The sequence below is a fragment of the Pseudomonas sp. BC42 genome, assembly GCF_021560055.1.
GTDB lineage: Bacteria > Pseudomonadota > Gammaproteobacteria > Pseudomonadales > Pseudomonadaceae > Aquipseudomonas.
The window spans coordinates 3,022,849-3,040,131 of the sequence record NZ_CP091067.1; the positions used below are offsets into that span (position 1 = coordinate 3,022,849).

16 protein-coding genes are annotated in these 17,283 nt (G+C 66.6%); 3 read left to right on the top strand and 13 right to left on the bottom strand.

Annotated elements, in window-relative coordinates; translation table 11 throughout:
• Positions 1-116 precede the first annotated feature (116 nt).
• Positions 117-1,259, top strand: coding sequence for a glycerate kinase (locus L1O02_RS14045; RefSeq protein WP_235760102.1), 1,143 nt, complete (start codon positions 117-119; stop codon positions 1,257-1,259).
• A 202-nt stretch (positions 1,260-1,461) separates the two neighbouring features.
• Here the strand turns inward: L1O02_RS14045 and hpaI are convergent, their stop codons facing one another.
• The 8 genes from hpaI to L1O02_RS14085 all read right to left on the bottom strand — a co-directional run bounded on the left by hpaI (position 1,462) and on the right by L1O02_RS14085 (position 8,910).
• Positions 1,462-2,262 carry a 4-hydroxy-2-oxoheptanedioate aldolase gene (gene hpaI / locus L1O02_RS14050; protein ID WP_108545442.1) on the bottom strand — a complete coding sequence of 267 codons (801 nt, stop codon included), beginning with the start codon at positions 2,260-2,262 and terminating at the stop codon, positions 1,462-1,464.
• A gap of 10 nt (positions 2,263-2,272) precedes the next feature.
• Positions 2,273-3,076 (bottom strand): 2-oxo-hept-4-ene-1,7-dioate hydratase, encoded by an 804-nt coding sequence (gene hpaH / locus L1O02_RS14055; RefSeq protein ID WP_108545441.1) that lies wholly within the window; start codon positions 3,074-3,076, stop codon positions 2,273-2,275.
• A 2-nt stretch (positions 3,077-3,078) separates the two neighbouring features.
• A complete protein-coding gene (locus L1O02_RS14060) occupies positions 3,079-4,386 on the bottom strand; it encodes an MFS transporter (RefSeq protein ID WP_108545440.1) in 1,308 nt (435 codons plus the stop codon).
• Positions 4,387-4,548: 162 nt separating this feature from the next.
• Positions 4,549-4,938 carry a 5-carboxymethyl-2-hydroxymuconate Delta-isomerase gene (locus L1O02_RS14065; RefSeq protein ID WP_235760103.1) on the bottom strand — a complete coding sequence of 130 codons (390 nt, stop codon included), beginning with the start codon at positions 4,936-4,938 and terminating at the stop codon, positions 4,549-4,551.
• A 135-nt stretch (positions 4,939-5,073) separates the two neighbouring features.
• On the bottom strand, positions 5,074-5,925 hold the full coding sequence (gene hpaD, locus L1O02_RS14070; RefSeq protein ID WP_235760104.1) for a 3,4-dihydroxyphenylacetate 2,3-dioxygenase: 852 nt from the start codon (positions 5,923-5,925) through the stop codon (positions 5,074-5,076).
• A gap of 54 nt (positions 5,926-5,979) precedes the next feature.
• Positions 5,980-7,440, bottom strand: a complete 1,461-nt coding sequence (gene hpaE / locus L1O02_RS14075) for a 5-carboxymethyl-2-hydroxymuconate semialdehyde dehydrogenase (protein WP_102863283.1) — start codon at positions 7,438-7,440, stop codon at positions 5,980-5,982.
• Positions 7,441-8,241, bottom strand: coding sequence for a fumarylacetoacetate hydrolase family protein (locus L1O02_RS14080; RefSeq protein WP_235760105.1), 801 nt, complete (start codon positions 8,239-8,241; stop codon positions 7,441-7,443).
• Positions 8,242-8,250: 9 nt separating this feature from the next.
• The gene (locus L1O02_RS14085; protein WP_235760106.1) at positions 8,251-8,910 is read right to left on the bottom strand and encodes a fumarylacetoacetate hydrolase family protein; all 660 of its coding nucleotides are present in this window, start codon (positions 8,908-8,910) and stop codon (positions 8,251-8,253) included.
• A 207-nt stretch (positions 8,911-9,117) separates the two neighbouring features.
• On the opposite strand from L1O02_RS14085, the gene hpaA reads away from it, so the two are divergent.
• Both hpaA and L1O02_RS14095 read left to right on the top strand, forming a co-directional pair.
• Positions 9,118-10,047, top strand: coding sequence for a 4-hydroxyphenylacetate catabolism regulatory protein HpaA (hpaA, locus tag L1O02_RS14090; RefSeq protein ID WP_129405607.1), 930 nt, complete (start codon positions 9,118-9,120; stop codon positions 10,045-10,047).
• Positions 10,048-10,190: 143 nt separating this feature from the next.
• Positions 10,191-11,282 (top strand): DUF1176 domain-containing protein, encoded by a 1,092-nt coding sequence (locus tag L1O02_RS14095; RefSeq protein ID WP_235760107.1) that lies wholly within the window; start codon positions 10,191-10,193, stop codon positions 11,280-11,282.
• 9 nt (positions 11,283-11,291) lie between these two features.
• Here L1O02_RS14095 and L1O02_RS14100 read toward each other — a convergent pair whose 3' ends face one another.
• The 5 genes from L1O02_RS14100 to L1O02_RS14120 are packed head-to-tail and all read right to left on the bottom strand — an operon-like array spanning position 11,292 to position 17,236.
• Positions 11,292-12,953 (bottom strand): GMC family oxidoreductase N-terminal domain-containing protein, encoded by a 1,662-nt coding sequence (locus tag L1O02_RS14100; RefSeq protein WP_235760108.1) that lies wholly within the window; start codon positions 12,951-12,953, stop codon positions 11,292-11,294.
• Between the two features lie 35 nt (positions 12,954-12,988).
• Complete coding sequence (locus tag L1O02_RS14105; RefSeq protein ID WP_129405604.1) at positions 12,989-14,290, bottom strand: carbohydrate porin; 1,302 nt, start codon at positions 14,288-14,290, stop codon at positions 12,989-12,991.
• Between the two features lie 51 nt (positions 14,291-14,341).
• Positions 14,342-15,406, bottom strand: a complete 1,065-nt coding sequence (locus L1O02_RS14110) for a 2,3-butanediol dehydrogenase (RefSeq protein WP_129405603.1) — start codon at positions 15,404-15,406, stop codon at positions 14,342-14,344.
• Entirely contained in the window at positions 15,403-16,668 is a 1,266-nt protein-coding gene (locus tag L1O02_RS14115) for an MFS transporter (protein ID WP_235760109.1), read from the bottom strand. Before L1O02_RS14115 ends, L1O02_RS14110 begins: the two co-directional genes overlap by 4 nt.
• Before the next feature lie 34 nt (positions 16,669-16,702).
• Positions 16,703-17,236: a 2,4'-dihydroxyacetophenone dioxygenase family protein gene (locus L1O02_RS14120; RefSeq protein ID WP_060839573.1), complete on the bottom strand. Its 534-nt coding sequence runs from the start codon at positions 17,234-17,236 to the stop codon at positions 16,703-16,705.
• Positions 17,237-17,283: the final 47 nt, after the last annotated feature.

Below are 17,283 nucleotides of genomic sequence, written 5' to 3' on the forward strand. Positions count from 1 at the left end.
CGAGGTTGCGCCGTTGTAGCAATGAACAATAAAGCGCCCTCGGACTTGTGCAGCGGCCCGGGGTCAGCGCCTGCGCCAAGTGGCAGCATGGCGGCACAAGAACCGGAGAACGCCCCATGAAGATCATCATCGCCCCCGACTCGTTCAAGGACAGCCTGAGTGCCGCAGGCGTGGCCCAGGCCATTGCCCAGGGGCTGGCCGAGGTCTGGCCCGATGCCGAGCTGTGCCAATGCCCGATGGCCGACGGCGGTGAGGGCACGGTGGAGTCGATTCTTGCCGCCTGTGACGGGCAACTGCGCCATCATCGGGTCCAGGGGCCGCTGGGGGCGCCGGTCGAAGCCCGCTGGGGCTGGCTGCCCCAGAGCCACACGGCAATCATTGAAATGGCCGAGGCCAGTGGCCTGCAATTGCTGGCGCTGGACCAACGCGATGCCTGCAACAGCAGCACCTTCGGCACCGGGGAGCTGATCCTGGCCGCGCTGGATGCCGGGGCCCAACGCATCATCCTGGCCATCGGCGGCAGTGCCACCAACGATGGCGGCGCCGGCGCCCTGCAAGCTCTGGGTCTCAAATTGCTGGATCGCCAGGGCCAGGCACTGCCCCGTGGTGGTCTGGCCCTGGCTGATCTGGCCGCCATCGAACTGGACGGCATGGACCCGCGTCTGGCCCGGGTGCGCTTTGAAATCGCCGCCGACGTCAACAACCCGCTGTGTGGCGATCACGGTGCCTCGGCGATCTTCGGCCCGCAGAAAGGTGCCACGCCGCAACAGGTGCAAGCGCTGGACCGGGCCCTGGGGCACTTCGCCGACCTCTGTGCCGAGGTGTTGCCCAAGGACGTGCGTGACGAACCCGGCAGCGGCGCGGCTGGCGGCCTGGGGTTTGCCGCCAAGGCGTTCCTCGGCGCGCAATTTCGCCCGGGGGTGGAAGTGGTGGCGGAACTGGTGGGCCTGGAACAGGCCGTGCGCGGTGCCGATCTGGTGATTACCGGCGAAGGGCGTTTCGACGCCCAGACCCTGCGGGGCAAGACGCCGTTTGGCGTAGCGCGCATTGCCCGGGAGCAGGGCGTTCCGGTGATCGTCATTGCCGGCACCCTGGGCGAGGGTTACCAGCAGATGTATGCCCACGGCGTGGATGCAGCCTTCGCCCTGACCTCAGGCCCCATGAGCCTGGAACAGGCCTGCCGCGAAGCCCCGCGCCTGCTGCGCGAACGCGCTGCCGACATCGCCCGCGTCTGGCACCTGGCCCGCAACGCCTTGTAGGAGCTGGCTTGCCAGCGAAGAGTCCGCCAAGCCTTGCACCACACGCGAGAACGCCTTCGCCAGCAAGCCGGCTCCTACGGAAAAGCCCCGCGAACCTTGCCCCCCCGTGTAGGAGCTGGCTTGCCAGCGAAGAGCCCGCCAAGCCTTGCACCACCCGCGAGAACGCCTTCGCCGGCAAGCCGGCTCCTACGGCCATCGCCCGTCAGTAGACCCCGCCGTCGCGGGTGGGGGTGTCCAGGGTCTTGTACTGGCCGGCCAGACTCCGCAGGCCCTTCATCAGCACGGTGGTATCCACGCCTACCGCGACAAAATTCGCCCCCAGTTCGATGCTGCGCCGCGCCAGGCGCTGATCGGCACTGAGAATCCCTGCGGCCTTGCCCGCTCGACGAATCCGCACGATGGCGTCTTCAATCGCGGCCACCACGTCCGGGTGCCCGGGGTTGCCGCGATGGCCCATGGCCGCGGACAGGTCCGCCGGGCCGATGAACACGCCATCGACGCCGTCCACCGCGAGAATCTCATCCAGGTTGCGCAGGCCTTCGAGGTTCTCCACCTGCACCAGCAGGCACATCTGTTCATCGGCCCGGTCCAGGTAGTCGGCGATGCTGTTCCAGCGCGATGCCCGGGCCAGGGCGCTGCCCACGCCACGCACCCCCCGCGGCGGATAGTGCATGGCGCGCACCAGCTGGCGCGCCTGCTCGGCGCTTTCGACCATGGGGATCAGCAGGGTCTGGGCGCCGATGTCCAGCAATTGCTTGATCAGCGCGGTGTCGCCGATCGGTGGGCGGATGATGCCCTGGGCTGGGTAGGGGGCGATGGCCTGCAACTGCGCCAGCAGGCTGCGCAGGTCGTTGGGGGCGTGTTCGCCGTCCAGCAGCAGCCAGTCGAAACCGGCGTTGGCCGCCAGTTCGGCGCAGTAGCCGTCCGCCAGCCCCAGCCACAGGCCGATCTGCGGTTCGCTGTGTTGCAGGCGTTGTTTGAACAGGTTCAGTGGCATATCCATGGCCGTCTCCTCAGACAAAGCGGCAGGCAATGCTGCCCAACTGATCGTAGTCCACGTGGAAGACATCCCCGGGACGGGCCGCCACCGGGCGGGTAAAGGAGCCGCCGAGAATGATCTGCCCGGCTTCCAGGCCGACGTCATGGGCCGCCAGCTTGTTGGCCAGCCAGGCCACGCCCTTGGCCGGGTGGTTGAGCACCGCCGCGGACACCCCGGACTCCTCGATCACGCCATTGCGGTAGAGCACCGCCGGCACCTTGCGCAGGTCCACATCCCCGGGGCGCACGGCGCGGCCGCCCATCACCACCCCGGCGTTGGCGGCGTTGTCGGAGATGGTGTCGAACACCTTGCGCGTGGCCTGGGTCTGCGGGTCCACCTGCTGGATGCGGGCGTCGATGATCTCCAGGGCCGGGATCACCCAGTCGGTGGCGTCCAGCACATCGAACAGGGTGCAGTGAGGGCCTTTCAAGGGCTTGCCGAGGATGAACGCCAGCTCCACCTCGACCCGCGGCACGATAAAGCGCTGGAAGGGAATGTCCGTGCCTTCATCGAACAGCATGTCGTCCAGCAGGGCGCCGAAATCCGGCTCGGTGATGTTCGACGACACCTGCATCGCCCGCGATGTCAGGCCGATCTTGTGGCCCACCAGCTTGCGCCCGTCGCGGATCTTCTGTTGCACCCAGCTGCGCTGGATGGCGTAGGCCTCCTCGATGCTGATGTCGGGGTATTGCAGGGACAACTGGCCGATCTGTTCGCGGCTGCGTTCGGCGGCATTCAGGCGCGCGGCGGCTTCCTGGATATCCGAGGGGCTGAGCATGGTTATTTCTCCTGAGGGTTGACGATATGGGCCGGCACCTGGAGCACCAGCCAGGCGCCCAGGGCGATCAGCAGGGACAGGGCATAGAGGGCCAGGCTGGCGCTCTGGGTGGCGTCGCGCACCACGCCGATCAGGTAGGGCGCGAGGAAGGCGGCCACACTGCCGAAGGAACTGATCAGGGCGATGCCCGCGGCCTGGGTGTTGCTGGCCAGAAAGGCCGGCGGCAGTTGCCAGAACATCGGCAACGCGGCGCTGGCGCCCATGCCGGCCACCAGCAGGCCGAACATCACCAGCCACGGGTTGCCTGGGGCCAGCCCGGTGAGGATCAGGCCGAGGCTGGACATCAGCAGCGGTATCGCCAAATGCCAGCGGCGCTCGCGCAGGCGGTCCGAAGAGCGGCCGATGCCGAGCATGAACAGGCAGCCGGCCAGATAGGGCAGGGCACTGAGCAGGCCGACATTGCTGTCCCGGGCGATGCCGGCGTGATGGATCAGGGTCGGCATCCAGAAGGCGATGGTGTTCACCGCCAGCATCACCGCGAAGTAGATGCACACCAGCAGCCAGACGTGGCGATCCTTGAGGATGCCGCTGAAGCGGGTGATCGATTTGCGCTGTTCTTCCTGTTGCAGGGCCTGGCGCAGCCAGGTTTTCTGCGCCGGGGTCAGCCAGTCCACCTGCTCGATGCTTTCCGGCAGGGCCTTGAGCACCACCAGCCCCAACAGGACCACCGGCAGGCCTTCGATCAGGAACATCCATTGCCAGCCGCGCAGGCCACCAAAGCCGTGGAAGCTTTCCAGGATCCAGCCCGACAAGGGGCCACCGATGACCCCGGCCATGGGTACGGCGATGGCGAACAGCGCGGTGACCTGACCCCGGCGGCTGGCCGGGAACCAGCGGTTGAGCAGCACCAGGATGCCGGGGAAGAAGCCTGCTTCGGCAACCCCCAGCAGAAAGCGCAGCACATAGAAGCCCCAGGCGCTGTCCACCAGCATCAGGGCACTGGACAGCAGGCCCCAGACCAGCATCAGCAAGGCGATCCAGCGCCGTGGGCCGACCCGCTCCAGGGCCAGGTTGCTGGGCACCCCGAACAGCGCATAGGCCACGAAGAACAGCCCGGCGCCGAGGCCGTAGACGCTGTCGCTGAAGCCCAGGTCCTGGGTCATCTGCAACTTGGCGAAGCCGATATTGATGCGGTCCAGGTGGGCGAAGATGTAGCAGACGAACAACAGCGGCATCAGCCGCCAGGTGATCTTGCGATAGCAGTCGTTGACCTCGGCCACAGGAGCCTCGGCGATTGCGGGATGGGACATGGGGAGAGCTCGTTATTGTTCTTGTGTGGGTCGGCATGCCAGCGAAGTCTGCCTCGGGGCTGGCGCCTGGCTTGCGGGCCTGTTCGCTGGCAAGCCAGTTCCTACGGGTGGCATGGGCGTTGTGTAGGAGCCGGCTTGCCGGCGAAAGGGCCGGCACAATGCTCAGGCCTGTCCGCGCAGGAACTCATGCACGTTGTTGTGCTTGAAGTTCAGCTCGGCCTCCAGCTCGCTCATCTCGAACGACAGGGCCAGCAAACGCTGCGCCTGCAGCTCGGCGAAGTGCGCCTTGATGATCTCGAACAGCTCCTCGGCCACTTGGCGCCGGGTGGCCAAGTCACGACCGGCACCCACCTGCAGGCGCATATGGACAAAGGCGTAGTCGTGCTTGCCGTCGGCCATGCGCCAGGTGTCCAGGCGCACCCCGCGGCTGCGAATGCCGCCCAGGGGGAACACGCCCGTGGCGCCCAGGTAGTCATGAACCTTGGTGAACAGCCCTGGCAGATCGGCGGCCTGTTCGATGTTGTCGGTGTACTCAGCGATGAAATGCGGCACGGAGGCCTCCTTCGGAGGCAGCGGCAAGCGGCAAGCTACAAGCTGCAAGAGGGTTCTCTTGCGGCTGTAGATTGGCGACTTGCCGCTGCTGTCGATGTGGTCTTGCAGCTTGTGGCTGGAAGCTTGCTGCTGCTTCTAGAAAATGGCGTTGATCTGGCCGGTGCCGGAGCTGCCGAACAGCGGCGTGACGATCTCCGCCGGGCGGTTGTGTTCAGGCCCGCCCAAGAGCCCCAGGAGCATTGCCGTGTCGTGCATGCCGCCTTCGCCATGGCAACTGGTGGCGTAGTCCGGGAGCATGGCGCAGAACTCGCGAAAGCGACCCTGCTGCCACAGCTCCACCACCCGCTGGTCCACCTGCTTGTCGAATTCCCGGGTCCAGTTGTGGATGTTGGCCTCGGCTTCGCGGTCGTTGGAAAAACGGTGGGACAGCGAACCGGACGCCAGCACCAGGACCTTGCGCTCGCTCTTTTCGATCGCCCGGCGCACCGCGGCGCCGAAGGTGAAGCTGTCTTCGAGTTTGTGCCAGGCGCACCAGGCGGCGATCGACACCACCTTGAAGTGCTCGGCGGCGGGTACGTCCATGTGCATGTAGCGCATGGGCACCAGGGTGCCGTACTCCAGCTCCAGGCTGGGGATGTTGTGGGCCAGGGTGCGCACGTCGGCGGCGTTGGCCTCGGCGGCGATCAGCTCCCCCAGATCCGGGCAGCCCTGGTAGTCGTAGGTCATGTTCTTGATGAAGTGCGGCAGCTCGTTGCTGGTGTAGGTGCCGTTGAAGGCTTCACCACAGTTGATGTGGTAACCGCTGTTGACCAGCCAGTGCACATCGAACACCACCGCGGTGTCGGCCCCCAGCGCCCGGGCGCGGCGAGCAATTTCCTTGTGCCCGGCAATGGCCGCCTCACGGCAGCCGTGGTGCTTGCCCGGCAGTTCGGACAGGTACATCGATGGAACGTGGCAGACCTTGGCGGCCATGACGACTTCGCCCATGGTGCTTCTCCTGAAACATCTTCTTGTTGGCGTGATCCGGGACGGTTGTAAACCTTACACGCCCCAGCGCGGGATGTGATGGCTGCCCATGGAGAGGCAGACGTTCTTGATCTCGGCAAACACCTCGAAGCTGTATTCGCCGCCTTCGCGGCCGGTGCCCGAGCCCTTGACGCCACCGAAGGGCTGGCGCAGGTCGCGGACGTTCTGGCTGTTGATGAACACCATGCCGGCCTCGATGCCCCGGGCCAGGCGATGGGCCTTGCCGATGTCCTGGGTCCAGATGTAGGAGGCCAGGCCGTACTCGGTGTCGTTGGCCAGTTGCAGGGCCTGGGCCTCGTCCTTGAACGGGATCAGGCACACCACCGGGCCGAAGATCTCTTCCTGGGCGATGCGCATCCGGTTGTCGACGTCGGCGAATACCGTGGGCTGGATGAACTGCCCGCGGGCCAGGTGCGCCGGCAGGTTGGCCGGACGTTCCAGGCCGCCGGCCAGCAGGGTCGCGCCTTCTTCCAGGCCGATGCGGATGTAGCCGGTGACCTTGTCGTAGTGGGCCTGGGTGATCATCGAGCCGACCTGGGTCTTGGGGTCCTGCGGGTCACCGACGATCAGGCGCTTGGCCCGGGCGGCGAACTCCTTGACGAACTGCGGGTAGACGCTTTCCTGGATGAAGATCCGGCTGCCGGCGGTGCAGCGTTCGCCGTTCAGGGAAAAGATGGTGAACAGCGCGGCGTCCAGGGCCCGTTCCAGGTCGGCGTCCTCGAAGATCAGCACCGGCGACTTGCCCCCCAGTTCCATGGAGTACTTCTTCAGGCCGGCGGTCTGCATGATCTTCCTGCCGGTGGCGGTGCCGCCGGTGAAGGAAATCGCCCGCACGTCCGGGTGGCGCACCAGGGCATCGCCGGCGGTGGCGCCGTAACCCTGGACGATGTTCAGCACCCCGGCGGGAATCCCGGCTTCAACCGCCAGCCGGCCCAGCTCGTTGGCGGTCAGCGGCGACAGTTCGCTCATCTTCAGCACCGCGGTGTTGCCCAGGGCCAGGCAGGGCGCGGTCTTCCAGGTGGCGGTCATGAACGGCACGTTCCATGGCGACACCAGGGCGCAGACGCCCACCGGCTGGTACAGGGTGTAGTTGAGCATCTGGTCGTCCACCGGATAGCTGTGGCCATCCATGCGGGTGCAGACCTCGGCGAAGAAATCGAAGTTGTGCGAGGCCCGGGGAATCAGCACGTTGCGGGTCTGGTGGATCGGCAGACCGGTGTCCAGGGTTTCCAGCTCCGCCAGGTGCGGCACGTTCTCCTCGATCAGCGCACCCAGGCGGCGCATCAATCGCGCGCGCTCCTTGGCCGGGGTATTGGCCCATTTCGGGAAAGCGTCCTTGGCCGCGGCCACCGCCTGGGCGATCTCCTCGGCGCCGCCGCTGGCCACCTCGCCAATGGCTTCGCCGGTGGCGGGGTTGTAGTTGGTGAAGACTTCACGGCTTTCGACTTCGCGGCCGTTGATCCAGTGCTTGATCATTTATGCGTGCTCCTTGGCCACGGCGGTGGGCTCTGGGTGGGCGTGATGGGCGAAGAATTCGCTTTCGCTGACGATGCGGTTGACCAGCCGGCCAATGCCTTCGATCTCCACCACCACCTCATCGCCGGGCACTACATCGCTGAGGCCTTCGGGGGTGCCGGTGGCGATCATGTCCCCCGGTTGCAGGGTCATGAAGCTGGACAGGTATTCGATCAGGTAGGGGATGTCGAAGATCATGTCGGCGGTGCTGCCTTGCTGGCGCAGCTCGCCGTTGACCCAGGTGCGCAGGGTCAGCTTGTTGGGCTCGGGCACCTCGGCCACGTCGATGATCCACGGACCCACCGGGGTGGTGGCGTCGCGGTTCTTCACCCGCAGGTTGGGCCGGTAGTAGTTCTCCAGGTAATCGCGGATCGCGTAGTCGTTGCACAGGGTGTAGCCGGCCAGGTAGTCCAGGGCGTCCTCGCGCTTGACGTTGCGCGCGGTCTTGCCGATCACCGCCACCAGCTCGCACTCGTAGTGCATGTAGGCGACGTTGTCCGGGCGCCAGGTCACCTGCTTGTGGCCGGTGTAGGTGCCCGGCGACTTGATGAACACCAGGGGCTCGGTGGGCGGCTTGAAGGCCAGTTCGGCGGCGTGGTCGGCGTAGTTCAGGCCCAGGGCGAACAGGGTGCCGGTGGCCGGCGGCAGCCACTGCACCTGGTCTTCGGCCAGGACCCGGCCGTCCTCCAATTGCAGGGTGTTGGGGCCGGTGACCCGAGCGTCGTGGACCTGGCCCTGATAACGGATGCGCGCGTGTTTCATGTCGGTTCCTTATTCGGCAACGATGCGATTGGCCAGGCGGCCCAGGCCACTGATCTGTACTTCGACCCGGTCGCCGGGCCGCACATCGACCCGGCCCTCGGGGGTGCCGGTGATCAGCACGTCTCCGGCATGCAGGGTCATGAATTCGCTGATCTCGGCAATCAGCTGGGGGATGCTGCGTACCAGGTTGGCGGTGCTGTTGTGCTGCACCCGCTCGCCGTTGACGAACAGCTCCAGGCTCAGGTCGTGGGGATCGCTGATCCCGGCGGCCGGCACCAGCTCCGGGCCGATGGCGCAGAAGCCGTCGCGGCACTTGGCCTTGACCGCCGGGCGGTAGTAGCTGTCTTCCGGCAGGCTGAACTCGTTGACGATGGTGTAGCCGGCCACATGCTCCAGGGCGTCCTCCAGGCGCACCCGGCTGGCACGCTTGCCGATCACCACCCCCAGGGCCGGGCCCGGTTGCAGGCGCTCGACGTCCTTGGGAAACACCACCGGTGCTTCATGGCTGTTGCGGGTGTTGGGGGTCTTGATGAACAGCACCGGCTTCACCGGAGGCTTCTGGTAGGGCGGCTGGGTGAAGCTTTGCAGATGGCTCTGCAGCAAGCCCTGGTAGTTCAGCGCAACGCCGAACAGGGTGCCGCCGGCGTGATCGTTCAGTGCACGGCTCATCGAGCGTCTCCTGGTTCCTGGTGTCGGACCCCGCTGTGCGCTTGCCGCTGGCGGGGTGAATTCGTTAATGTGTTAACGTTATATTTAATATGTTAACAATCGTCAAGCGACGGCCCGAACTATTGCCTCATGCCCTGGCGGGCAAGCCGCGAATCGCGCAGGATGCCAACGCTTTGCGTGCTGAAAAATAAAAAACAGAAGGGTGCCATGAACCCACGTCAACCCATTCCCAACATCAACATCGGCCAGGTCTACGATCAGCGTTACGCCGATGCCCAGGTGCATTACGACAAGCTCAGCAACCTGGCCGGCTTCTTCGGCCGCAACATGCCGGTGCACCGCCATGACCGCTTCTTCCAGGTGCATTACGTGCAAAGCGGCGCGGTGCGGGTTTACCTCGATGACCAGCAGTACCTGGAGTCGGGACCGATGTTCTTTCTCACCCCGCCGACCATTCCCCATGCCTTTGTCACCGAGGCCGACAGCGAGGGCCACGTGCTCACCGTGCGCCAGCAGTTGGTGTGGGAGCTGATCGGCGCCGATCCGACGCTGGCCCCCGCGCCGCTGGTGCCACCGGCCTGCGTGGCCCTGGCGCGGCTGGGGCCGCAGTTCGTCGGCGAGGTGCGGCGCCTGGAGTGCCTGTTCCATGAGTTGCAGCAGGAAATCGCCGGGCAGGACGCGGGGCGCGAGCCGGCCCTGGAAGCCCTGACCCGGCTGCTGATGATCAGCCTGCTCAGGCTGTCGGCGAATTCCCTGACGGCGCGTCCGGCGCGCCACGAAGACCTGCAGATCTTCCATCGCTTCAACGAGCTGATCGAGGCCCGCTACCTGGAGCACTGGCCCCTGGCGCGTTACGCCAGCACCCTGGGGGTGACCGAGGCGAGGCTCAACGATGTCTGCCGACGCATTGCCGACCTGCCGTCCAAGCGCCTGGTGTACGAGCGCCTGATGCAGGAGTCCAAGCGCCTGCTGCTGTTCACCGCCAGTTCAGTGAATGAAATCTGCTACCAGTTGGGCTTCAAGGACCCGGCCTATTTCAGCCGCTTCTTCCAGCGTTACGCCAAGACCGCGCCGGGGGAATACCGCGCGCGCCAGGGCCAGACGAACCCGCCAGGGGCCGACGCGCCAGGCCCTTGAGCGCTGGCGCCAGGCCCTTGAGCGCTGGCGCCGGGCCGTTCGGCGCGGCGGCGATGCCTCGCCCCGGGGCGCTGGCGATAGCGGTATTCGAACCTGGGCGAGCGTGGCAGAATCCGCGCCTTTGTCTGACCAGGAGCGTCGTCATGCTGCGTCCCGCTGTGCTGTCTTCGCTGGTGCTTGGCGCCGCTCCCTGCCTGGCCCAGGAGCTGCCGGAACTGACCCCGCTGTGGGTGCAGCAGCAGGGCTGGATCAGCGCCTGCGACAACCGCCGCGACTGCCAGCTGCTCTACACGCCGAACATCGGGTTTGCCGAGCCGGTCAACCACCTGACCCTGATCATCCGCAGCCAGGCCGGTCCCGAAGGCCGGCTGCAGTTGCAACTGGAGCACCAGGGCGCGCCTATCGAGCCCAACGCGCTGCGCCTGGACGGCCGCCCGCTGGAGCCCGCCTTGCTGGCGGCGCTGGTGCAGGAAGTGGAAGCCCCCGACAGTACCCGGCAGCAGCAGTATTACCGGGTTGACGATCAGGCCCTGGCCCGGCAATGGCTGGCGCGGTTGCGCAGCGGGCAGGTGCTGGAACTGCCGGGGGCGCAACTGGCCCGGGTGCTTCTGACCGGGCTGGCCGAATTGCTGCAACAGGTCGATCAGGTGCAGCACCGCCAGGGCACGCTCAGCGCCCTGGCCACGCCCGGCGAACAACCGGCCAGCGCGGTGCCCAGGGTCCAGGCGGCCCCGGCGCTGCGTCCCTATCCCGGGGTGACGCCGCTCAGTGCCCGGGAGCGCAGCGGGCTGCGGGCGGCGGTGCAGAAAACACTGCCTCCGCCCAAGTCGGAAGAGGACGACGACTACGTCATGCCTGCGCGCATCGAGCTCTATCCGCTGACGGCGCAGCAGGCGCTGGTGTTCGAGTTCTCCGACTGCGGCGCCTATATCTGCCTGTTCGACATCAGCAGCCGCTCGCGCACCGCGCCCTATGCGCTACAGCCCCTGCAGATGCAGGCATTGCCGGACGGCAGCGTCGACCATACCGGCGGCATCAACTATGACCCCGAAACCGGGACGCTCAGCAGTTTCCTCATGGGCCGCGGGATCGGCGACTGCGGGGAAATGGCCAGCTGGCACTTCGACGGCCAGGCCTTCCAGCTCACCGACTACCGGCGCATGCCCAATTGCAGTGGCCTGGGCTATGACAACTGGCCGGTGCTCTGGAGTGCCGAGGCGCCGAAGCGCCCCTGAACCCTGGCCTCAGGCGCACGCGTGGCCCTGGGGCTCGGCGCTCGGCTGTGCCAGTGACGAGCCCAGCAGCAGGTCGGCGGCCTTTTCCCCGATCATGATCGCCGCCGCGTTGGTGTTGCCGGTGATCAGGCTTGGCATGATCGAGGCGTCCGCCACCCGCAGTCCCTGCAGGCCGTGGACCCGCAGTTGATCGTCGACCACCGCCAGTTCGTCATGGCCCATCTTGCAGCTGCCCACCGGGTGGAACACCGTGCCCAGGTGCTGGCGAATCCATTGCTCGATCTGCTCCTGGCTCTGCACCTGCGGACCGGGCAGCAGTTCGCCCTTGAGGCGCCGGGAGAAGGCCCGGGTCGCGGCCAGCTGACGCACCAGGCGCAAGCCGGCCACCAGTTTGCGCAAGTCCTCCGGGTGGCTGAGAAAGTTGGCCTCAATCAGCGGTTTGTCGTGGGGATCGGCGGAGTTCAGGCGCACCCGACCTCGGCTTTGCGGATGCATCACCGCCACATGCAGGCTGATGCCATGGCCCACGGGAATCAGGCGCCGGGGCTGGTTCTTCAGGGCCGGGGCGACGATCAGCCCCAGCTCCGGCACCGGGTCTTCGGGCGTAAGGCGCAGAAAGGCCCCGGACTCCACGGTGTTCGACGTCAGCGGGCCCTGGCGCCGGGTCAGGTATTGCCAGGGCGAACGGGCCAGGGGCAGCAGGCCCTTGGGCGAAAGGCCGTAGCCCAGCTCCGGGTCGCTGCGGTACATCAGCACGATGTCCTGGTGGTCCTGCAGGTTCAGGCCGACCCCCGGCAACGGGTGGCGCGGCAGGATGCCGTGGGGTTTGAGTTCCTCCGCCGGGCCGATGCCGGAGAGCAGCAGCAACTGCGGCGAGTTGATCGCCCCGGCGCAGAGAATCACTTCCCGGCGCGCCTGCAATTGCCGCACCTGGCCGTCCTGGCTGATCTCCACGCCGCTGGCGCGAGTGCCTTGCAGCAGCACCCTGTGGGTCAGGGTGTTGCTCAGGACGGTCAGGTTCGGCCGCTGCAGGATCGGGTGCAGGAAGGCCCGGGCCGAGCTGCAACGCTCGCCGTTGACCTGGGTGACATGGAAGGGCCCGAAGCCTTCCTGTTCCGGGCCGTTGAAATCCGGGTTGTAGCGCCAGCCCAGCTCCGTGGCCGCCTCATAGAACACCTGGTTGACCGGGCTCGGGCTGCGCTGTTCGGCGACGTTGAGCTCGCCGTGCCGGCCGTGCCAGGGCGAATCCCCCGGTTCGAAATGCTCCGAACGCTTGAAGTAGGGCAGCAGCTCGTCGTGGCTCCAGCCCTGGTTGCCGGCGGCGGCCCAGCGGTCGAAGTCCTGCCGGTGACCACGGATGTAGATCATGCCGTTGATGGCACTGGAGCCGCCCCAGACCCGGCCGCGGGGGCAGGGGATCGGCACGTCGCCGCTGGCGGCCTGGGGGCTGAATTGATGCATCCAGTTCCAGCGCGGGTTGGCGATCAGGCGGATGATCCCCGCCGGTGTGCGCACATAGGCCGCCGGCAGCAGGCTGCGGTCGCTGGGGCCAGCCTCGATCAGGCACACCTGAAGCTTGGGATCGGCGGACAACCGGTTGGCCAGCACGCAACCGGCGGAGCCGGCGCCGACCACGATGTAGTCGAAGGTTTGCGTGGTGTGTTCAGTCATGGGGATACCTCCTTGGGCAGTCACAAAGATCCAGCTCACAACCCCAGCAGCGAGCCAACGTCGAGGGTCACTTGCAGGCCGACGACAAAGCCGTTACCGCTCAGCTCGCGGGCTTCGGGGTTGTAGAAATTGTCCGGATTGATCAGGTACTGGACGCTGGGCTCCAGGGCCAGTTGCCGGGTCAGGGCGATGTGGGCGTTGGCTTCCAGGGCATAGACATTGCGCTCGCCCAGGCGCGGGTCGCCGCCGTTGGCGCTGCGTGCCTGTTGCTGGAAACGCAGTTGATGATCGTTGAGGCGCAGGTAGCTGGCCTTGAGGTTGAGCTTGTCCCGGGGCCGGTTGAAGGGCGCCAGATAGGTCAGCCCGGCTTCGGCGAACTGGCTGAAGGGCTGTTTGTCGTCGGCCGCCGCCGACAGCGAACCGAACAGCAGCAAGGCCTGGGGCGCGTTGCCGGTGCCAGCGTCGGCGCGCCACAGCGCCTGCTGGAACTTGAAGAAGGCGCCGCCGCTGCCGAATGCGGTGGCCCCGGTCAGCGGATCCACCTGTTTGGAGGTGTTGTAGTAGCCGTTGAGCTCGTAGTGGGCGCTGTAGGCCTCTTGGTTCTGGCGGCCGATGCCCAGCAGCAGGCTGGTGCCGCTGGCGTCGTCGGTGCTGAAATCCAGGCCCTTGCGCTCCTTCAGGTAGTCCACCGGGTTGGATTCGAAGGCGCCGCCGTGCACGTACCACTGGGGCGTCAGCTGGTACTTCAGGTAGCCGCCCCAACTGCCGTAGGGCGGCGGCAGGATGCCGGTGGAAGAGTCGATGATCGGGTCGTTGCAGGTGACGGTGCTTTCGCAGTTGTAGATATAGAAATAGCGCCGCGCGTTGGTCCGTCCCAGGCTCAGGTCGACCCGGCCGTCGAGCCAGGTCTGCTGGTAGGTCAACAGGCTCAACTGGTGGCTGGTGAGGTCGTTGTGGATCGGCGCGCCGCCAAAGTAGCTGCCGGCGGCGCCTTGCCAGTTGCGCGAAGTGGGCACGCCGGTCTGCTGGTCGAGGATGAACAGGGTCTGCTCGACGTGCAGCGCCGCGCCGTCCAGGCCGGCCAAGGTGCCCAGGTCGATATCGGCGCCGACGAACAGGTCGCCGCTGTTGCCGAAGCTGTGGGGCCGCGGGCCGGTGTCGAGGTTCTTCATCGCCAGGCTGAGAAACTGCACATGGGGCGTAATGCCCTGGTCGGCCAGGTAGTCGCCCAACCCGGACAGCGGTCCGCTGCGGGGCGCAGCCGGGGCATCGGCGAAGCCATCAAGGGGCAGCAGCAAGGCTGCCAACAGCGGGCACAGCGCATGGATAGGTTTCATGTCGGGTACTCGTTTCTTGTTGTTTTTGTCTTGAGTGTTGAAAGCGATGGGTCAGGCCTCGGCCAGGGCCGGCGTCGGGTTGACCAGCACCTTGATCTGACTCTTGTCGTGCAATAGCGCCTCGAAGCCCTGTTCCACCGCCTGCTCCAGGGCCAGGCAGCGGGTCACCAGCCGCGACAGGTCCAGGCGTCCGCTGGCCAGCAGCTCGATCAGTTCGGGGTACACATGGCGGTAGCCGACGCTGCTGAGCAGGCGCAGTTCGTGGTTCACCAGGTGGAAGGCGTCGACCTGCACTTGGCCCATCAGGCCCACCAGCACGGCCTCACCGCCCTTGCGCAGGCAGTGCAGGGCATGGCTCAGGGTCTGCTGGCTGCCGGCGGCCTCGAAGGCCGTGTCGAGGCCGCCGTCGCTCAGTTGCCGCAGGCGCTCCTGCAGCTGTGGGTCGGCGCCGTCCAGGGCGGCGCTGGCGCCCAGTTCCAGGGCCAGGCGCCGGCGCTCGGGGTCCAGGTCCACGGCGTAGATACGCTCCACGCCCCGCAGCCGTGCGAGCAGGACCAGCAGCAGGCCGATGGGTCCCAGCCCGAACACCACGCAACTGTCGCCGGCCAGCAGGCTGCTCTGGTTCAGGGCGTGGTAGGCCACCGCCGCCGGCTCCAGCACGGCGGCCTGTTTGAAGCTGACGTGCTCTGGCAGCCGGTGCAGCATGTAGGCGGGCACCAGGGCCTGCTCGGCAAAACCGCCGTCGCCCATCAGGCCGATAAAGCCCATGGATTCACAGAGGTTGTACTGGCCCATGCGGCAGTATTGGCATTCGCCGCAGCGGTACTCCGGCTCCACCGCCACCCGCTGCCCCAGCAGGCTCGGATCGACACCGGGGCCCAGGGCTACCACCTGACCGCAGAACTCATGGCCCAGGGTCAGTGGCGCCCGGCAGCCGGACAGCGGATGGGCCTCCTGATGGGGAATCGAGTGCGGCCCATCGGCGTATTCATGCAGGTCGCTGCCGCAAATACCGCAGTAGGCGACCTGCAGCAGGACTTCCCCGGGGCCGGGCTGGCGCAGTTGCACCTGGCTCAGGCGCAGGTCCCGGGCGGCGTGCCAACGCAGTGCGTTCATGGCTGGTTTCCTTGCAGGACAGAGGGGGTGTGCTGGCGCTGTTGACGGGCCAGCAGCGCCGGGGCGGTTTCCTTGAGGAACAGCGCCAGCAGCGCCGCCAGCAAGGCGCCGCCACAGGACATCCACATGACGATGGACAGGCCGAAGCGGTCGGCGGCGAAGCCGGCGAGGGTCGGGGCGACGAAGCCGCCCACCAGTTCGCCGATGCCCATGATCATGCCCAGGGCGGTGGCCATTACCTCCCGGGGCACGGTTTCCGCCGGGATGGTGGCCATGAACAGGGTGAAGCAGCCCAGGCCGGTGTAGGTCAGCAGCATCAGTGCGCCGAGCATCCAGGGTGAGGTGGCGTAGAGCAGGGCGATCGGGCAGCAGGCGGCGATCAGCGAGAACAGCACCAGGGTCGGTCGTCGGCCGATGCGGTCGGAGATCGCCGGCACGCCGAAGCCCCACACCACCCAGGCGCCGCCCAGGCAGCTCATCACCGTGCCCATGCTGGCCGGGCTGTAATCGCGGACCTTGACCAGAAAGGTCGGGGTAAAGGAAATCAGGATGATGAACCAGGTCAGGAACACGCAACTGATCAGGGTGCAGAGCACGATGTTGCGGCTTTGCAGCAGGGCCAGCCGCTGTCCGCCGCCCTGGCGCGGGTGCGCCTCGACCTGGGGCGCGCTCGGCGGCCGGTCGGGCTGCACGAAGCGCCAGATCAGCAGGGCGATCAGCAGCCCCGGAAGCAGCGAGACGATGAAGGCGTGGCGCCAGCCGTAGGCTTGGGCCAGGGTGATCAGCACCGGCGGGCCGATCACCGCCCCCAGCAGGCCCGCCGCCGAGCCTTGCAGCAGGCCCATGTTCAAGCCCCGGCGTTGGGGCGATGAAGCCTCCACCATCAAGGATTGCGACAAGGGCAGGATCGGCCCTTCCGCCAGGCCCATGATGGCGCGGAACAGCAGCAGGCTGAGGAAGCCGGTGACCAGCCCGGAAAGCGCCGAACACAGGGAAAACAGGAGCACCGCGACGATCAGCAGCGGCTTGCGCCTGCCGCTGCGGTCTGACCAGGCGCCCACCAGGGCCCCGGACACGGCCCAGGCCAGGGCCAGTACCGACGACAGCATGCCCAGGTGGCTGTTGCTCAATTGCAGTTCGTCGGCCATGAAGGGGAACAGGAAAGACAGCGCCAGACGATCGAAAAAGACGAAGCCGAAAGTCAGGAACAGCACCCCGAGCAAGGTGTTCTGGTAACCGGCCTTGTTGTTTTTATAAGCCATGGTGGTTCTCCAAAGGAGGCGTGAGCAACGTCGATCAGCGAAACAGGGTGTCGATATGGGCCGCGCCCAGGCCGATCTTTTCGTAGTGTTCGCGGCACAGGGCAATGTAGGAATGCACGTCGAAATAACCGTCGGGCTCGCCCTGTTGGTCGAGCCAGATCAGCGGGCCCTTGACGATGAAGAACACCCGCATCGGTTGTTCATGCTCGTAGGCCACCAGGGTGTGGCCTTCGCCCGGCGTCTCGTAGACGAAGTCGCCGGCGCTGGCGGTCCATTCGTGCTCCAGGTAGCCCCACTTGCCGGACAGGGTGTAGGCGAAGACTTCGTGGGGGTGGTAATGGCGGTTGACCAGCCCGGCGCTGCGGGCCATGAGGATGTCGCACCAGCGGTTCTCGCTGGGGGAAATCCATAGCGGCCGCGACGACACGGTTTCGGTGAAGGGCACGTACAGACTCAGGTCGTCGCTGGCGGCGTTCGGCAGGTAGACCTCGGGCTTGGCGTCGGGCTTGAAGCAGTGGGCGATGGGCTGCAGGTCTTTCCAGAATTCACGGGTGGCGGCTTCAGGCATGGTTGATCTCGATGCTGGTCATAGGGGGAACCCGGGCTGCCGCGAGG

Bases quoted from the DNA above. Each gene is read 5' to 3' on its own strand.
- L1O02_RS14110 (WP_129405603.1), bottom strand. From the start codon at position 15,406: ATGAACGCACTGCGTTGGCACGCCGCCCGGGACCTGCGCCTGAGCCAG.
- hpaA (WP_129405607.1), top strand. From the start codon at position 9,118: ATGAACCCACGTCAACCCATTCCCAACATCAACATCGGCCAGGTCTAC.
- hpaD (WP_235760104.1), bottom strand. From the start codon at position 5,925: ATGGGCGAAGTCGTCATGGCCGCCAAGGTCTGCCACGTTCCATCGATG.
- hpaE (WP_102863283.1), bottom strand. From the start codon at position 7,440: ATGATCAAGCACTGGATCAACGGCCGCGAAGTCGAAAGCCGTGAAGTC.
- L1O02_RS14105 (WP_129405604.1), bottom strand. From the start codon at position 14,290: ATGAAACCTATCCATGCGCTGTGCCCGCTGTTGGCAGCCTTGCTGCTG.
- L1O02_RS14080 (WP_235760105.1), bottom strand. From the start codon at position 8,241: ATGAAACACGCGCGCATCCGTTATCAGGGCCAGGTCCACGACGCTCGG.
- hpaI (WP_108545442.1), bottom strand. From the start codon at position 2,262: ATGGATATGCCACTGAACCTGTTCAAACAACGCCTGCAACACAGCGAA.
- L1O02_RS14060 (WP_108545440.1), bottom strand. From the start codon at position 4,386: ATGTCCCATCCCGCAATCGCCGAGGCTCCTGTGGCCGAGGTCAACGAC.
- L1O02_RS14120 (WP_060839573.1), bottom strand. From the start codon at position 17,236: ATGCCTGAAGCCGCCACCCGTGAATTCTGGAAAGACCTGCAGCCCATC.
- L1O02_RS14085 (WP_235760106.1), bottom strand. From the start codon at position 8,910: ATGAGCCGTGCACTGAACGATCACGCCGGCGGCACCCTGTTCGGCGTT.
- L1O02_RS14115 (WP_235760109.1), bottom strand. From the start codon at position 16,668: ATGGCTTATAAAAACAACAAGGCCGGTTACCAGAACACCTTGCTCGGG.
- hpaH (WP_108545441.1), bottom strand. From the start codon at position 3,076: ATGCTCAGCCCCTCGGATATCCAGGAAGCCGCCGCGCGCCTGAATGCC.
- L1O02_RS14045 (WP_235760102.1), top strand. From the start codon at position 117: ATGAAGATCATCATCGCCCCCGACTCGTTCAAGGACAGCCTGAGTGCC.
- L1O02_RS14095 (WP_235760107.1), top strand. From the start codon at position 10,191: ATGCTGCGTCCCGCTGTGCTGTCTTCGCTGGTGCTTGGCGCCGCTCCC.
- L1O02_RS14100 (WP_235760108.1), bottom strand. From the start codon at position 12,953: ATGACTGAACACACCACGCAAACCTTCGACTACATCGTGGTCGGCGCC.